The sequence below is a fragment of the Pseudomonas sp. MWU12-3088 genome (assembly GCF_023242405.1).
Lineage (GTDB): Bacteria > Pseudomonadota > Gammaproteobacteria > Pseudomonadales > Pseudomonadaceae > Aquipseudomonas > Aquipseudomonas kribbensis.
Map to the genome: position 1 here is coordinate 130,624 of NZ_JALJEA010000001.1, position 12,889 is coordinate 143,512.

Here is a 12,889-nt window from a genome sequence, read left to right on the forward strand (position 1 = left end):
TTCGCAGACCGCATCCAGGGACCGGATGAGCCGGACAGCCTTTGCGGGCGCGGTCGTTTGTGCCATTCCAACAAGGAGCAGCAAAATGTCCAGTGCGACTAATACTTACGACGTGCTCGTCAATATCGATGCCGACTACCTGATCGCCCATCCCGGTGACGTCGGTGGTGCGATTTCCATGCTGGTAACGCGCGATGCCGTCGATCCCCATGCCAGCGGCAACACCGGCGAAGGCGGCAACGAGTTGTGGATCGATGTCAAAACCGGCGACAACATCCGCTGGCGCGCCACCACGCTGTCGCGCAACTTCGACCGCATTGCACAGATCAAGAACGTCCAGCCCGGCGACCCTCATCAGGGTGGCGATTACAAAGGCACCATCTCGACACCGGTCTCTTTCAACGTGCCCGGTGTAGTGATCTATTTGAATAAAGCGGCTCCCGGTGGCATTTCCAAAACCGATGTGACGTACTCCCTGTGGCAAGCCACTGCTCTGAATCCCGGAAAACTCTGGTACACCATCAACTTCGCCCTGTACGACCGCGACCTTAACCAGATTGGCACAGACCACACCTGGGATCCCTACATCACCGTCAATAACCAATAACTGAACAGCCATAAGCCCGGCCAGATACTCTTCGTCAGTGACGAAGGTGTCTGGCCGGGCTTTTTTATCGACTTTCATCAGTCTCGTTCAGGGAATGTTGGGGCGCGTAATGCTTGAATAGTCCCCGCCGTGGGCTAGTCTCAAATTCAACTTTCCGGGAAGCAGGAAGCCAATTCCAGCGTTACCGGACATTCAGGATTCTGGCCAAAAAGAACAACTTCACTAAAGGGTTACCGATGGATCGATTTGATGCCCCGCTTGTTGTAGAGCGCACTTGGCGGGCAGGCATGTTGAAAGGATTGATTGCAAGAAATCCATGCCTGAGCATTTTCTTCATGACACTGGCCGTGTTCATGATGTTGCAGTACAAACCTGCAGTCCTCAACTACACAACGCGCTTTGTCGATTTTGCCGAGTACATGTTGCTGCACGGCGTCACGCTGTTTCCCATTGCCGACGACCTCAAGCCTTATCCCGACTACACGGTCCTCAATACCTTGTTGGTCTATCTGGTTTCCTTGCCGTTCGGCCGTGTTTCCATACTTTCAATGGGCCTGCCTTCCTGCATTGCCGCGTCCCTGATGCTGGTGTTCATTTATAGGCTCGGGGCCTTGCACAGCAAGAAGTGGGGCGCATACGGTGTACTTTTCAGCCTGTTGACCTGGGCCTTTCTGGACGGTGTGAACTCACTGGCACTGGATATCTATCCGGCCCTGTTTACGTTGATCTGCTTCTATGTGGCCTATTCGGCCGAGTTGAAAAAGGATCCGCGCCGTCTGGTGTTTTTGTTCGTAGGGCTGGCGCTTGGATTTGCGTTTCGTGGGCCTATCGGTTTGATCGGGCCCGCCTGTGTCATCGGGGCTTACTACTTCCTGAGCCGTCAATGGCGCATGTTGCTGCTTTTTTCATTTCTCTCGGGTCTGATTCTGGCCGCCGGGGTTGTGCTGCTGGCCTGGGCGGCCTACCTGCAAGGGGGACAACTGTTTCTGGAAGAAGTGTTGAACATGCAGGGCATTGGACGCTTCGGCTCCGATCATGCGCCGCGTTATTACTTTTACTTCTCCGCAGGCCTGTTTACCTACGGCTTTACGGTGTTTTACGCCATCAACGTGATTCTGAAGAAGTACAAACTGTTCTTCCGTTCGACCCGCGATAAGGACATAGACCTGCTGCTCTATCTGACCGGGTGGCTGTTGGTGCTGCTGGTACTGTTCACAATCCCGAGCTCCAAGAAAGCCCGTTACATCCTGGCAATTACCCCGGCTATTTCACTTCTGGCCGCGTACCTTTTTGTCAGCAAGGAAGCCGCCTTCGTACGCGCCAAAAACGGCCTGCTGAAGTTCTGCCTGAAGTTGCCCGTACTGGGGCTGGGGATGCTGGTGTCGGTTCTGGTCTACAACAACTTTTCCGAAATTCCGTTGCAGCCTAACTATCTCGGCGCAGGCCTGGGGTTGCTTGCGCTGTTGAGCTTCTACCACACCAGACGCGAGTACTTCTCCGAACATCCTTATCGCGAGTTCATGACGCTGTCGTTTGGGGTAGGGGCGTTCTTGATTCTGGATATGTTTTTCTTCAATCCCGTCACTTATCACCTGGAACTGATGATCGAGCCCACGCCGAAGTTCTTGCCGTATTGGTTTTGGTAAACAGCAGTAGAAGCAGCCATCGACTGCTTCTACTGCAACGTTTCGATAGTCATGCTGCGAGGCCCGGCGCTTCGGGCCTGCATTGAATTACTTGCGCTGCAATTGCTGCCGGGACTGTTTCACTCGAAAGGCCAGGACTCATGATCCGGTAGAGAGCTTCTTTTCCTGCGTACACGGATTGAATATCTGGTGAATACTCTCGCTGGTTCCTACATAGGTGTTGGTACCCGGTACTGCCACAGCCGAGTAATTCTTGCGATCGGTGACCCGAATAAAATTTCCCTGGCCAGCCGTGAAGCTCTCAGTGCCTGGCGGCACCAAAACGCTCAGGAACTGGGTTTTCTTGTCGAGGGCCAAGGCTCCTCCCACGGTAATCGGCGCCAGCATGGCGGCCCAACGCTCACTGAACAGGTAGAAGGTATCGGCTGCGGCCCTGCCACTTTGCAGGTGGGCACACTGCACATCGCTGGCCTTGATGACTTCAGCCTGCTGGTAGATGCCGCCCTTATAGAGAGCCAGCACCAGCTTGCTTTTGGTCAGCACTCCCAGGCCTTGCGTGGGCCTGCACACCTGCAAATCACCATAGGGAAACAAGCACCAGTTGGTTTCGGTGATAGTGACGATTTCATCCGCGCCGAGCTTCAAATCGCGTTCAATATTGGCGCGGGCTTCCGGGGTTTGGTAAGGGATGGCACATGCGCTCAATAGAGTTGCGAGGGCAATAGCGAGTAGCGGTGTTCTCATTAAGCGTCCTTTGCTGCTGGAAAGTTGCCTGTTGACGACAGTCATATCCTCCAGTGTTTCGAGGTCGACCCGGTACTGTCGGAAGGGCAGGTTTACGGAAATGACCGAAAAGATGCGGAAACCACCCGGAAAGGGAGGACCGGAAAACACGAGTTGCAGAAACGACAAAGCCCTGAATAATCAGGGCTTTGTCGTATCAAATATGGCGGAGGCGATGGGATTCGAACTCATGGACCTGTTACAGTCGACGGTTTTCAAGACCGTTGCCTTAAACCACTCGGCCACACCTCCGTTGCGTTGCGGGCGCCATAATACCTGAATGAAACACACTGTCAAACTCTGTGCATGGCTTGTTACAGAGCGTCTGTTATGATCTTTGCGACTGAACGTTTCAAACCAACAGGAGTGTCGCCATGCGCGAACAGGATTACGCAGTTCATAACAGCGTGCAGGCTGAGCAGCTAGAGGTTAGCCGCGTCCTGCGCAACACATACGGCTTGCTGGCGCTTACCCTCGCTTTCAGTGGTGTGATGGCTTTCGTGGCCCAGCAGATGCGCGTCGGCTACCCGAATATTTTCGTGGTGCTGATCGGTTTCTACGGCTTGTTCTTCCTCACCAACAAACTCCGTGATTCGGCCTGGGGCCTGGTGTCGGCGTTTGCCCTGACGGGTTTCATGGGTTTCCTGCTCGGCCCGATCCTCAACCGTTACCTGGGCATGCAGGGCGGCGCTGAAGTGGTCAGCTCCGCGTTCGCGATGACTGCACTGGTGTTCGGTGGCCTGTCGGCCTACGTGCTGATCACCCGCAAGGACATGAGCTTCCTCGGTGGCTTCATCACCGCCGGTTTCTTCGTGTTGCTGGGTGCGACGCTGGCGAGCATGTTCTTCCAGATCAGCGGCCTGCAACTGGCGATCAGCGCAGGTTTCGTGCTGTTCTCGTCGGTCTGCATCCTGTTCCAGACCAGCGCCATCATCCACGGCGGCGAGCGCAACTACATCATGGCGACCATCAGCCTGTATGTATCGATCTACAACCTGTTCATCAGCCTGTTGCAGATCTTCGGCATCATGAGCCGCGACGACTGATTGCTACACCGCTATAAACAGGAAACCCGCGAGAGCGGGTTTTTTGTTGTCTGCAAAAACGTGATCAGGCAATCAGTTGATGACCATGCTGCCATCGGCGTGCTGCTTGTAAATCGTGTAGGGCAGCAGAAGCGTATCCAGCACCCCGGAAACGGCTCCGTCGACCACCAGCCCGAGGGACGGGTTCTTGTAGTTGAAGGCATCGACGTCATCCGGTTTTTCGGCGTGCAACATGCAGAAGTCGTACGTCACGCCGCTGTAGATACGCGGTACGGCGCCACAGTAGGTTTTGTTTGCCTTCAACTGATCGACGTTCGTTTTATCGCTGAGCGCCACGGTCTGTATGGTCCCGCAACCCGCCAGCATCAATGCCGTCAGTATCACCGCCTGAATTTTCATGCCGCGAATCCTTCGCTGGAAAAAACTCAATCTACGCCGCTCACGCCATCGGCGGCAATCGTCGTTTGACCGGGGTCTTCTTGACGATCGCAGTGTTGGTTTCGGCCAGGGTATTGAGGCGGTCGAGCAAGGTATCCAACTGCTCCATCGAACGCACATGCAGGCGGGCGATGAAACAGTCCTCGCCGGTGACCTTGTCGCACTCGGTGAACTCGGGAATCGACATAATCTGCCGCTCCACCTCCTGCAATTGCCCCGGCAATGGCCGCACACGGACGATGGCCTGCAACTGGTAGCCGAAGCACTTCGGGTCGATCTCCACGGTATAGCCTTTGAGCACGCCGCGCTCTTCCAGTCGGCGCAAGCGCTCAGCCACGCTCGGCGAGGACAACCCGCTGATCTGCGCCAAGGCCTTGAGCGAACGTCGGGAGTCTTCCATCAAGGCCCCGATCAGGATCTGGTCAATATCGTCGGTCATACAAACAACTCCCGCATTAGGCGAATGACGCAAACCACCCTTGATAAAAAAGGCGGAAATCGAGTTTAGCCTGCTTTTTGCGCTGGAGAAGCCACTGTCTCGCTTGGCATACTTTTGCCACACATTAAGGAGATTGATGATGGACAAAACAATCCGTCGCGGCTCATTCGAAATGACCGCTGCCATGCTGATATCCGGGACGATCGGCTGGTTTGTGCTGGTGTCCGGGCAGCCTGTACTGGATGTGGTGTTCTGGCGCTGCGTATTCGGTGCCGGGACGTTATTGCTGATTTGCGCCGCTTTCGGCTTCTTGCGTCCGGACATTCTGACCCGCACCACGTTCCTGCTGGCCGTGCTCAGCGGTGTGGCGATTGTCGGCAACTGGGTGCTGCTGTTCGCCTCCTATTCACGGGCCTCGATTGCCATCGGTACGGCGGTGTACAACGTGCAGCCGTTCATGCTGGTGGGATTGGCGGCGCTGTTTCTGGGCGAGAAGATCACCTTGCAAAAGCTGTTCTGGCTGGCGATTTCGTTTATGGGAATGTTGGCCATCGTCAGTGCCCACGGCGGGCAGGGCGAGGGCGGCAATGATTACCTGATGGGCATTGCGCTGGCACTGGGGGCGGCATTCCTGTACGCAATCGCTGCGCTGATCATCAAGCGCTTGACTGGCACGCCGCCACACCTGATCGCGCTGATTCAGGTCTGCACTGGTGTGTTGCTGCTGGCACCGTTCGCCCACTTGAACGCGCTGCCACAGGCGCCGAGTGCCTGGGCCAGCCTGGTGACGCTGGGCATCGTCCACACCGGTCTGATGTACGTGTTGCTCTACGGCGCGATCCAGAAACTGCCGACGGCACTGACCGGCGCACTGTCGTTCATCTACCCGATTGCTGCGATTTTCGTCGACTGGTTTGCCTTCGGACATCAACTGCAGACCCTGCAATGGATCGGCGTAGCGGCAATCCTGCTGGCCGCCGCCGGCATGCAACAGGGCTGGGGCTTCAAGTCGCGGCGTCTGGCGGCGCAGTGATCCTCAGATGTTCCAGCGCGGTGCGGTCTTCGCCAGGCGCTGGCGCATTTCGCCGATGTTGGACGCCAGTTGCCGGGTCAGCAGACGGTAACCGTCGAGAGGGCTGTAGACCGGCGCATCAAGGCTGGCGTCCGGCATTTCCACCGGGCGCCCGAGGCGCTGAGTCGCACCGGTTTTCAGGGCCCGGGCCATGCCGATCAGTTGCACACGGATCTGCCGATGCTCGGCCTTCAAGGCCGATTGCAGATGCGCCATCGCTTCAGGGTCGTTGGTGTCCGGCCGGGTATTGCCGAGGATTTCCAGGGTGCTGATGCACATGCGCAGGTTGCGCTGGATCGCGTCCAGTTCGGTCATCGAGACCTTCACTTCCTTGGACACCGACGGCATCAGCGAACGCAGTTGCACCATCACCGTGTTCAACCGGCCCATCAGTGTCAGATGTTCATCGGCGGAAACCGGCTCACCGCTGATGATCCGTCCGTACACCGTGGCGCAATCGCGCAATGCATCGGCCAGGTTGTAGCGCCACGAGTACACCGCGTATAGCGGCAGGGCGAAGGAAAAGGCCAGGGCCAGGGCGATACCGATCAGGATATCGACCCCGCGCCACAGCCCGTCGGTGATCGGGTTGTCACCATGTCCGGCGACGATGAAAACGGTGATGGCCGAGAGCAGGGCAGTGTAGCCGCCCTTGCCGATGGCGTGATACGAGAAGAATCCGCACACCACCGCCATCGCGAAATAGGTCAGCCACGGCATTCCCAGCCAGGCCTGTTGCGCCACCAGCAACAGACCGACGCCGGCACCGATCAAGGTGCCGGTGGCGCGTTCGGCGGCTTTCTTGCCGATGTTGCCGTGATGCTGCAAACCGCCGATGACCACCAGCATGGTCACCGACGCCCACTCGCCGTGGGGCAGGTTGATGCCGGTGGTCAGCAGGATTGTCGCGAGCAGTCCCAGTGCTACCCGCACCGCATGAATCAGCCGCGCATGCCGATAGCGACGGTACGGGTCCAGCAGCGGCCGCAGGATCCGCCGCAACAGCGGCGGCCAGCGGTGGGGGCTGAAAGTGCTCAGCGGTGATTCCTCCTTAGAAGATGTAATCGGTGGCGATGAAATTCGAATCGCGCCCGCGAATGATTTCGCTGATCAGATCCTTGTTGGGTTCCTGGAACTTGGTCGCCACCAGCGTACGGATCGAAAACACCCGCAGCGCATCGTGTACCGACAGCGTGCCCTCGGCGGAGTTCTTGCGCCCGTTGAACGGGTAGGTGTCCGGGCCGCGCTGGCACTGGGCGTTGAGGTTGATCCGCCCGACCTGGTTGGCGAAGGTATCGACCAGGCGGCCGACCGCCACCGGGTTGGTGCCGAAGATGCTCAGTTGCTGGCCGAAGTCCGATTCCAGCACGTAGTCGATCACGGTATCGAGGTGACGGTACGGCACGATCGGCACTACCGGGCCGAACTGCTCTTCCTGATATACGCGCATCTGCGGCGTCACCGGGTACAGCACCGCCGGATAGAAGAACGATTCCCGCGACTCGCCGCCATTCGGGTTGACCACCTGGGCGCCCTTGCTTTGCGCATCGGCCACCAGACCATGCAAGTAATCGACCTTGCCCGACTCCGGCAGTGGCGTCAGCGACACACCGCTGTCCCATGGCATGCCCGGTTTGAGGCTGGTCAGTTTCGCGTTGAATTTTTCGATGAAGCTTTCGACCACGTCTTCATGCACGAACAGGATTTTCAATGCGGTGCAGCGCTGGCCGTTGAACGACAGGGAGCCGGTGACGGCTTCGCTGACGGCATTGTCCAGATCCACCTCCGGCAGAACGATGCCGGGGTTCTTCGCATCCAGCCCCAGTGCGGCGCGCAAACGGTGTGGTTTCGGGTGCAGTTTCTTCAGGTCGCTGGCGGCCTTGTTGGTGCCGATGAAGGCGAAGATGTCGATCTTGCCGCTGGCCATCAGCGCACTGACGGTCTCGCGGCCGCTGCCGTAGATCACGTTGATGACGCCGGTCGGGAAGCTGTCGCGGAACGCTTCGAGCAGCGGCCGGATCAGCAGCACACCGAGTTTGGCCGGTTTGAACACCACGGTGTTGCCCATGATCAGCGCCGGGATCAGCGTGGTAAACGTCTCGTTCAGCGGATAGTTGTAAGGGCCCATGCACAGCGCCACGCCAAGCGGTACGCGACGGATCTGGCCGAGGGTGTCCTGTTCAAGCTCGAAGCGGCTGGAGCGGCGGTCGAGTTCTTTCAGCGCATTGATGGTGTCGACGATGTAGTCGCAGGTGCGGTCGAACTCTTTTTCCGAGTCCTTGAGGTTCTTGCCGATTTCCCACATCAGCAGTTTCACCACGGCGTCGCGCTGTTGGCGCATGCGTCCGAGGAAGGCTTCGACGTGCTGGATACGTTCGGCCACGCGCATGGTCGGCCACAGGCCCTGGCCCCGGTCATAGGCGCGCACGGCGGCGTCGAGGGCGGTGAGGGCGGTGTCGGCGTCCAGCAGCGGCGTGCTGCCGAGGATCACTTGTTCATCGCCGTTTTCGCCGTGCAGATAGACCGGGCTGCGCACGGTGGCGAGCGGGCCGTCCCAGCGGCGCAACTGGCCATCGACCAGGTATTCGCGTTGTTCGACCTGACCGTCGAGGCGGTATTTTTCCGGGATGTCGCTGACAGAAGGGAACAGATTGCCAAGGATGTTTGCTGTGGTCATGTCGCTACCCTGCTTGCCAATTGAAAAGTCTGTACAGGTTATACGCCTGAACGCGCTGCAATTTAAACCCGCAAATGTCACGCGAATGTCACGCAAAGGCGCAGGGCAGAGGGCTCAGCAAAATTGCCACCGTTTAGCCGATGCCGAGCCGCATCCCGACTGTCCCCGTTTGCCCCCTTCACTGGCCCGCAATGCCCTCAACGTGCTGGCGTCGCTGCCTTAAGGTGTGATCACAACAATAAGTGGCACCCCACGCGAGGATCGTTATGCGGGCATCCCGAATCATGTTGCCGCTGATGCTGGCCGCTGTACTGGCCGGCTGTGGCGAAGACCCCAAACCCCCGGCCAGCACCAACAACGCCATTCCCAAAGACCCGGCGCTGGCGCAGATCTACGCCAACAGCTGCCAGCTCTGCCACGCCAACCCCGCCGCCAATGCGCCGCTGACCGGTGACCGCAAGGCCTGGGAACCACGCATCCAGCAGGGCGCCGACACGCTGCTCGACCACGCCATCAATGGCTACAACGGCATGCCGCCGATGGGCCAGTGCGTCGAATGCTCGGAAGAACAATTCCTCCAGTTGATCGGCTTCATGGCCGATCAGCCGCTGCCACAATAAGGGTGCGCGCATGACGATGGATCTGACTCGACGTCAGCTGTTGCAACGGGCAAGCATCGTCGGCGCTTTCAGTGCGCTGGCGACGAATCCGGCCTTGGGCCAATTGATGCGCGCACCCCGGTTGATCCCGTGGCGCAACTGGTCGGGCGGCCAGAGTTGCCTGCCGGCGGCGCGGGTGGCACCGAAGAATCTGGATGAACTGACGGCGGTGATCCGGCAGGCACCGGGCAAGATCCGTCCGGTCGGCTCGGCGCATTCCTTCAGCGCGCTGGTGCCCACCGACGGCACATTGCTGTCGCTGAGCTACTTCAACGGCCTGCTCGATCACGACCCGAAAACCCTGCAAGCCGAATTCGCCGCCGGCACGCCGATGTCGCGCATGGGCACGCCGCTCAAGGACGTCGGCCAGGCCCTGCAAAACATGGCCGACATCGACTACCAGACTCTCGCCGGCGCGATTTCCACATCCACCCACGGCACCGGCAAAACTTTCCAGTCCTATTCCGCCCACGTCTGCGGCATGCAACTGGTGACCGCCAGCGGCGAGGTGCTGGACTGCGACAGCCAGCGTCATCCCGAAGTGTTCAACGCCGCCCGGGTGTCCCTCGGCGCATTGGGTGTGGCCACCAAAGTCCGCCTGCAAAACCGCCCGGCCTACCGCCTGCGCGAACGCCAGTGGATCGCCAAGACCGAAGAACTGCTGGAAGACATCGACAAGAACACATCGGAAAACCAGCACTGGGAAATGCTCGTCGTCACCCATTCCGACTACGCCTTGTCCATCGCCCTCAACGAAACCACCGACCCGGCCACGCCGCCGATTCCGCCTGAAGAAGAGGGCGGCAACGAGTTCGTGACCCTGATCGAGAAGATCGACAAGTACGGCAGCGATTTCCCTGGCCTGCGCAGTTCGTTGCTCAACAGCCTGCGGCATCTGGCGAGTTTCGAGGATCGGGTGGGCGACTCGTTCGACATCTACGCCAACGTGCGCACCGTGCGTTTCAATGAGATGGAATACTCGGTGCCCGCCGAACATGGCCCGGCGTGCCTGCGCGAGATTCTCAAGCTGATCCGCGACAAGGACTTGCGCACCTGGTTTCCCATCGAGTACCGCTACGTCAAGGCTGACGATATTCCTTTGAGCATGTTCGAGGGCCGCGACAGCTGCTCGATCTCGGTCCACCAGCATTATCAGATGGATCATCACAACTTCTTCGCCGCCGTCGAGCCGATCTTCTGGAAGTACAACGGCCGCCCGCACTGGGGCAAGTTGCACACGCTCAACGCCCGGACCTTGCAGACGTTGTACCCGCGCTGGCAGGAATTCATTCAGGTACGCCAGGCGCTGGACCCGAGCGGCAAGTTTCTCAACGGGCATCTGTCGTCGATTCTGGGGGTGAGCTGATGGCGGTCAATCGACGTAATTTCGTGCTCGGGACTTTGGGTGTCGGCGCTTTGCTGGTGGGCGTTGGCGCATGGCTGCGGCCGGGGGATCGCGGCGGGCCCTACAGTGAATATTTCCGGGCGCTGAACAACGAGCTCAAGACCAAAGGCCCGATGCGCCCGGTGTTGTTGATCGATCTGGATCGCCTCGACCACAACATCGACGTGGTGATGGGGTCGGTGAAACGCAGCGGCAAACACCTGCGCCTGGTGGAGAAATCGCTGCCGTCGCCGGGGCTGCTCAGCTACATCGGCCAAAGGGCCGGGACGCAACGGTTGATGTCGTTTCATCAGCCGTTTCTCAATCACGATGCACAGGTCTATCCGCAGTCCGACATCCTGCTCGGCAAGCCGTTGCCGGTCCGTTCTGCCGAGCTGTTCTACCAGACCCACAAAGGCCCGTTCGACCCGGCGAAACAACTGCAATGGCTGATCGACAACCCCGAGCGCCTGCAGCAATACCTCGCGCTGGCTCAGGGACTGGGCACCCGGATGCGGATCAACATCGAACTGGACGTCGGCCTGCACCGGGGTGGGGTCAGTGACTTGAACGTGCTCGGGCAGATGTTCGCGCTGATCGCCGCCAACCTGCAGCACCTGGAATTCGCCGGCTTCATGGGCTACGACCCGTTCGTGGGCATGGGCGTGCCGGGGATTCTCGGTTCGCCCGAGGAGCTGTTCGCCAAGGTGATGGTGATTTATCAGCGCTGCGTCGACTTCACCCGGCAGCAGTATCCGGCGCTGTGGCATGACGGCTTGTGCCTGAACACCGCCGGCAGCCCGAGTTATCGCATGCATGAAAACGAAACCCTGAGCAGTGAAGTGTCGGTGGGCACGGCGATGCTCAAGCCGACGCACTACGATCTGCCGTCGTTGGTGGAGCATGTGCCTGCCACGTACATCGCCACGCCGGTATTGAAAAGCACCGGCGCGGTGAACATCCCGGCACTGGACGACAAGTCCAAGCTGTTTTCATGGTGGGACGCCAACCAGCGGCAGACCTTCTTCATCTACGGCGGCAACTGGATGGCCGAGTTCGAATCGCCGCCGGGGTTGCAGAGCAATGGTGTTTATGGGCGCAGTTCGAATCAGGAGATGGTCAATGGTTCGAATGCCGTGGGGCTGACGGTGGAGGATCAAGTCTTTCTGCGGCCAACTCAGACCGAGGCCGTCCTTCTGCAATTCGGTGACTTGCTGGCGGTGCGTGGCGGCAAGATCGTCGATACCTGGCCGGTTTATTCCTGACGTTAAATCACGACGAAAGCCTGTGGGAACCAGCCAGTTCCCACAGGTTTTTTTATGCCCGCCGTTTCCCGATCAAATTCTGTAATGAAGCTTTTATGACAAAAGTTCGGTAGCACATCGCCAGTCCGGTCATGCCTATGTAACGCGCTTGAGGGGCCCTTTGGGCGCTTTTCACAAGCCGAGGCGGGACGCCGGGAGTGAGGCAATGGGGACTATGGAACGCTACTCGAAAGTGGGCATGCAGGAACTCGATCAACGCCTGTCGAAGATCGTCGAAGCCGCGCGCAAGAAGCCGGTTTCGGTGTATCGCTACGGCGCGCCGTGGGTCTGGATCGTGTCGCAGGATGACTGGCAGGGCGCCTTGAAAGAGGTCTCCAGCTACATTCCGCCGGGTCATTCGCTGGTGCTGCTGCGCCCGCAGATCGACGACCTGTTCGACGCCCACGCCGATCTCCTGCACGAACTCAACGCCCAGCCCGGCATGCTGATCCCGGCGCAAACGGTCATGCACATCCTGCTCCTGCAACTATTGTATTCGGTGCCGAGCGAGCAGCAGCTGTTCGAGCAACTCAATTACAACCTGCTGTTCCGCTGGTTCGTCGGCCTGGGCCTGAACCAGAAAGTCTGGAGCTACAACGTCCTCAGTCGCGACATCGCCACGCTGCTCAACGAGCCCCGTGCGGTGCTGCTCATTCAGAAAATCATTGGCGAAGTGTTCTGCGGTGCCTTGCTGCAAATGCCCGAGTTCTCCTTGAACTTCGCGCTGCTGCACACCTGGCTCGGCAAACACGCCTGCGCCCCGCACGTCAGCAACTGACGGCGGCCAGCAACCGACGCAATACACAGGGCGCCGAGACGCCAACAGGTCATCGC

Annotated in this window: 13 protein-coding genes and 1 tRNA gene; 8 read left to right on the forward strand and 6 right to left on the reverse strand. The window is 59.0% G+C overall.

Features of this window, described 5'->3' with window-relative positions; translation table 11 throughout:
* Positions 1-85 precede the first annotated feature (85 nt).
* Both M5B98_RS00700 and M5B98_RS00705 read left to right on the forward strand, forming a co-directional pair.
* Positions 86-607 (forward strand): AidA/PixA family protein, encoded by a 522-nt coding sequence (locus M5B98_RS00700; RefSeq protein ID WP_248741427.1) that lies wholly within the window; start codon positions 86-88, stop codon positions 605-607.
* A gap of 335 nt (positions 608-942) precedes the next feature.
* Complete coding sequence (locus M5B98_RS00705) at positions 943-2,253, forward strand: ArnT family glycosyltransferase (RefSeq protein WP_318654170.1); 1,311 nt, start codon at positions 943-945, stop codon at positions 2,251-2,253.
* A gap of 138 nt (positions 2,254-2,391) precedes the next feature.
* On the opposite strand, the gene M5B98_RS00710 is transcribed toward M5B98_RS00705, so the two are convergent.
* Entirely contained in the window at positions 2,392-3,165 is a 774-nt protein-coding gene (locus M5B98_RS00710; RefSeq protein WP_248741429.1) for a hypothetical protein, read from the reverse strand.
* 35 nt (positions 3,166-3,200) lie between these two features.
* Positions 3,201-3,288 (reverse strand) — tRNA-Ser (locus M5B98_RS00715).
* A 122-nt stretch (positions 3,289-3,410) separates the two neighbouring features.
* Here M5B98_RS00715 and M5B98_RS00720 point away from each other — a divergent pair.
* Entirely contained in the window at positions 3,411-4,082 is a 672-nt protein-coding gene (locus M5B98_RS00720) for a Bax inhibitor-1/YccA family protein (protein ID WP_027613775.1), read from the forward strand.
* A 72-nt stretch (positions 4,083-4,154) separates the two neighbouring features.
* Here the strand turns inward: M5B98_RS00720 and M5B98_RS00725 are convergent, their stop codons facing one another.
* A complete protein-coding gene (locus M5B98_RS00725) occupies positions 4,155-4,481 on the reverse strand; it encodes a YceK/YidQ family lipoprotein (protein ID WP_248741430.1) in 327 nt (108 codons plus the stop codon).
* Positions 4,482-4,521: 40 nt separating this feature from the next.
* Positions 4,522-4,959 (reverse strand): Lrp/AsnC family transcriptional regulator, encoded by a 438-nt coding sequence (locus M5B98_RS00730; protein ID WP_007955121.1) that lies wholly within the window; start codon positions 4,957-4,959, stop codon positions 4,522-4,524.
* 139 nt (positions 4,960-5,098) lie between these two features.
* Here M5B98_RS00730 and M5B98_RS00735 point away from each other — a divergent pair, with 139 nt between their 5' ends.
* Positions 5,099-5,992 carry a DMT family transporter gene (locus M5B98_RS00735; RefSeq protein WP_248741431.1) on the forward strand — a complete coding sequence of 298 codons (894 nt, stop codon included), beginning with the start codon at positions 5,099-5,101 and terminating at the stop codon, positions 5,990-5,992.
* Between the two features lie 3 nt (positions 5,993-5,995).
* Here M5B98_RS00735 and M5B98_RS00740 read toward each other — a convergent pair whose 3' ends face one another.
* Positions 5,996-7,036, reverse strand: a complete 1,041-nt coding sequence (locus M5B98_RS00740) for an FUSC family protein (RefSeq protein WP_248742146.1) — start codon at positions 7,034-7,036, stop codon at positions 5,996-5,998.
* A 46-nt stretch (positions 7,037-7,082) separates the two neighbouring features.
* The gene (locus M5B98_RS00745) at positions 7,083-8,708 is read right to left on the reverse strand and encodes an NADP-dependent glyceraldehyde-3-phosphate dehydrogenase (protein WP_248741432.1); all 1,626 of its coding nucleotides are present in this window, start codon (positions 8,706-8,708) and stop codon (positions 7,083-7,085) included.
* A gap of 266 nt (positions 8,709-8,974) precedes the next feature.
* Here M5B98_RS00745 and M5B98_RS00750 point away from each other — a divergent pair, with 266 nt between their 5' ends.
* The 4 genes from M5B98_RS00750 (at position 8,975) to M5B98_RS00765 (ending at position 12,833) form a co-directional block, all read left to right on the forward strand.
* Positions 8,975-9,328: a c-type cytochrome gene (locus M5B98_RS00750; RefSeq protein ID WP_248741433.1), complete on the forward strand. Its 354-nt coding sequence runs from the start codon at positions 8,975-8,977 to the stop codon at positions 9,326-9,328.
* A gap of 76 nt (positions 9,329-9,404) precedes the next feature.
* Positions 9,405-10,733, forward strand: a complete 1,329-nt coding sequence (locus M5B98_RS00755) for a D-arabinono-1,4-lactone oxidase (RefSeq protein WP_248742147.1) — start codon at positions 9,405-9,407, stop codon at positions 10,731-10,733.
* A 74-nt stretch (positions 10,734-10,807) separates the two neighbouring features.
* Positions 10,808-12,016, forward strand: a complete 1,209-nt coding sequence (locus M5B98_RS00760; protein ID WP_248742148.1) for a DSD1 family PLP-dependent enzyme — start codon at positions 10,808-10,810, stop codon at positions 12,014-12,016.
* A 205-nt stretch (positions 12,017-12,221) separates the two neighbouring features.
* Entirely contained in the window at positions 12,222-12,833 is a 612-nt protein-coding gene (locus M5B98_RS00765; RefSeq protein ID WP_114882629.1) for a transposase, read from the forward strand.
* Positions 12,834-12,889: the final 56 nt, after the last annotated feature.